Raw genomic sequence first — 3067 nt, 5'->3', positions numbered from 1 at the left:
TCCGCGAAACCGCCGTGCTGGCGGTGGACGGTAAATACCTGGTGGGCTACCTGGTGCTGCAACACGCCGGCGAAGACTGGCGCGATGTACTGGCCGCCCACTTGGGTCAGCACCTGCCGGACTACATGGTCCCGGCCCAATGGGTGCTGCTGGAACAGCTGCCGCTGAGCCCCAATGGCAAGCTGGACCGCAAGGCCCTGCCAAAGCCCGAGACAGTGGGTGGGGAGTTCGTCGCGCCACAGACCGAGCGGGAGCAACAGGTCGCTGCGATCTGGGCCGAAGTACTCGGTGTCGAACGAGTCGGCCTCAATGACCACTTCTTCGAACGTGGCGGGCATTCGCTGATGGCTACCCAAGCCGTTTCGCGCATCCGTCATGGCCTGGGCCTTGATGTGGGCTTGAAAGCCCTGTTCGACCAGCCAGTGCTGAGCCATTTTGTCCGCTGCCTGACCCAGGCACACGTTGAAAACAGCCGCATCGAACGCGTCGAACGTAAGCAGCCGCTGGGACTGTCCTATGCACAGGAACGCCAATGGTTCCTTTGGCAACTGGACCCCCGCAGTGCGGCCTACCATGTACCCCGCGCGTTGCGCCTGAAAGGTCAGCTCGACCGTGGCGCCTTGCAGCGCGCCTTCGATGCGCTGGTGGTGCGCCACGAAAGCTTGCGTACCCACTTGCAGCAAGATGCCGGCCGCACCGTGCAAGTGATCAGCCCGCCGACAAGCATCGAGCTCGCCTTGGTGGACACCCATGAAGCGAGTCTGAAAGCCCAGGTAGAAGCGTGCATCACCCAGCCGTTCGACCTGCGCCAGGGCCCGCTTATGCGTGTCAGCCTGTTGCGTCTGGCGCCAGATGACTATGTGTTGGTACTGGTGCAGCACCACATTATTTCCGATGGCTGGTCGATGCAGGTGATGGTCGATGAACTAGTCCAGTTCTATGCCGCCTACAGCCGGGGCGAAGGTCTGCAACTGCCGGCGCTGCCGATCCAGTACGTCGATTACGCACTGTGGCAGCGCAGCTGGATGGAAGCTGGCGAGAAAACCCGCCAACTCGATTACTGGCGTGAAGTGCTGGGTGGCGAGCAACCGGTGCTGGAGCTGCCATTCGACCATCAGCGCCCGGCAGTGCCGACCCACCGTGGCGCGCGCCTGAATATCGCGCTGCCGTCCCCGCTTATCGACAGCCTCAAGGCCTTGGCCCAGCGCGAAGGTGTGACCCTGTTCATGCTGTTGCTGGCCTCCTACCAGGCATTGTTGCATCGCTACAGCGGTCAGCAGGACATCCGCGTGGGCGTGCCAATTGCCAACCGTAACCGCGTAGAGACCGAACGACTCATCGGCTTTTTCGTCAACACCCAGGTACTTAAGGCCGACATCGACGGACAGACCACCGTCAGCCAACTCCTGGTCCAGGTCAAACAGCGTGCGCTGCAAGCCCAGGCCCATCAGGACCTGCCGTTCGAGCAACTGGTCGAGGCCCTGCAACCTGAGCGCAGCCTGAGCTTGAGCCCATTGTTCCAGGTGGCGTTCAACCACCATATCAGCCTGTCCGGCCAGCATTTGCAGCGCCTTGCACAGCTGGACATAAGCCCGGTGAGCTGGGATGAAACGGCCGCGCATTTCGACCTGACCCTGGATATCGAGGAGTCCCGGAACCAACTGGGTGCGTCGTTCAGTTATGCCACTGACCTGTTCGAAGCGTCGACCATCGAACGCATGGCCTGCCATTGGCAGAACCTGTTGCAGGCGATGGTCGCCGATCAACAGCAGCCCATCAGCCAACTCAACTTGCTGGGTGAGGATGAACAACAACACATCCTTCGGCTGTGGAACCAGACCGACGCCGGCTTTTCGGCCGAGCGCCTGGTTCACGAACGGGTTGCTGACCGCGCCCGGGAAAACCCGGATGCAATAGCCGTGAAGTTCGACACGCAAACCCTGAGTTACGGTGAATTGAATCGCCAGGCCAACCGTTTGGCCCATGCGCTGATCGCCCGTGGCGTCGGCCCGGAAGTGCGGGTGGCGATTGCCATGCCGCGCAGTGCCGAAATCATGGTGGCGTTCTTGGCGGTGATGAAGGCCGGTGGCGTCTACGTGCCGCTGGATATCGAATACCCGCGTGATCGCCTGCTGTACATGATGCAGGACAGCCGTGCGAAGTTGCTGCTGAGCCACAGCAGTGCCTTGCAGCAACTGCCGATTCCAGATGGCCTGGACAGCCTGGCGATTGATCGCACCGAGGAATGGTCCGGTTACAGCGACACGGCGCCTGATGTGAAACTGGACGGCGACAACCTCGCCTATGTGATCTATACATCCGGTTCCACGGGTCTGCCCAAGGGCGTGGCGGTATCTCACGGTCCACTGGTAGCCCATATCATCGCCACCGGCGAGCGTTATGAAACCTCGCCCGCCGACTGCGAACTGCACTTCATGTCGTTCGCCTTCGACGGCTCCCACGAAGGCTGGATGCACCCGCTGATCAACGGCGCCAGTGTGTTGATCCGCGATGACAGCCTGTGGCTGCCGGAATACACCTACCAGCAAATGCACCGTCACAACGTGACCATGGCGGTGTTCCCGCCGGTGTACCTGCAACAGTTGGCCGAGCATGCCGAGCGTGACGGCAACCCGCCGAAGGTGCGGGTGTATTGCTTCGGCGGTGATGCAGTAGCGCAAGCCAGCTACGACCTGGCCTGGCGCGCACTCAAGCCGACCTATCTGTTCAACGGCTACGGCCCGACCGAAACCGTGGTCACGCCACTGCTGTGGAAAGCCCGCAAGGGCGATCCATGCGGCGCGGTCTACGCCCCCATCGGCACACTGTTGGGCAACCGCAGCGGCTATGTGCTGGATGCGCAACTCAACCTGCAACCCATCGGTGTGGCCGGTGAGCTGTATCTGGGCGGGGAGGGCGTGGCCCGTGGGTATCTGGAGCGCCCGGCGCTGACTGCCGAACGCTTTGTGCCGGACCCGTTCGGCAAGCCCGGCAGCCGTGTGTATCGCAGTGGTGACCTGACCCGTGGCCGCCCGGATGGTGTGGTGGACTACCTGGGGCGTGTCGA

1 protein-coding gene is annotated in these 3067 nt (G+C 62.2%); it reads left to right on the top strand.

The window, feature by feature from the left end; genetic code table 11:
• On the top strand, positions 1 to 3067 hold a 3067-nt coding region (locus BFN10_RS17930; RefSeq protein ID WP_139221113.1), incomplete at both ends, for a non-ribosomal peptide synthetase.

It is taken from the genome of Pseudomonas extremorientalis (assembly GCF_001870465.1).
Taxonomy (GTDB): Bacteria; Pseudomonadota; Gammaproteobacteria; order Pseudomonadales; family Pseudomonadaceae; genus Aquipseudomonas; species Aquipseudomonas extremorientalis.
The sequence above is the reverse complement of the archived record's forward strand: the minus strand, read 5'-3'. Positions and strand labels throughout refer to the sequence as shown.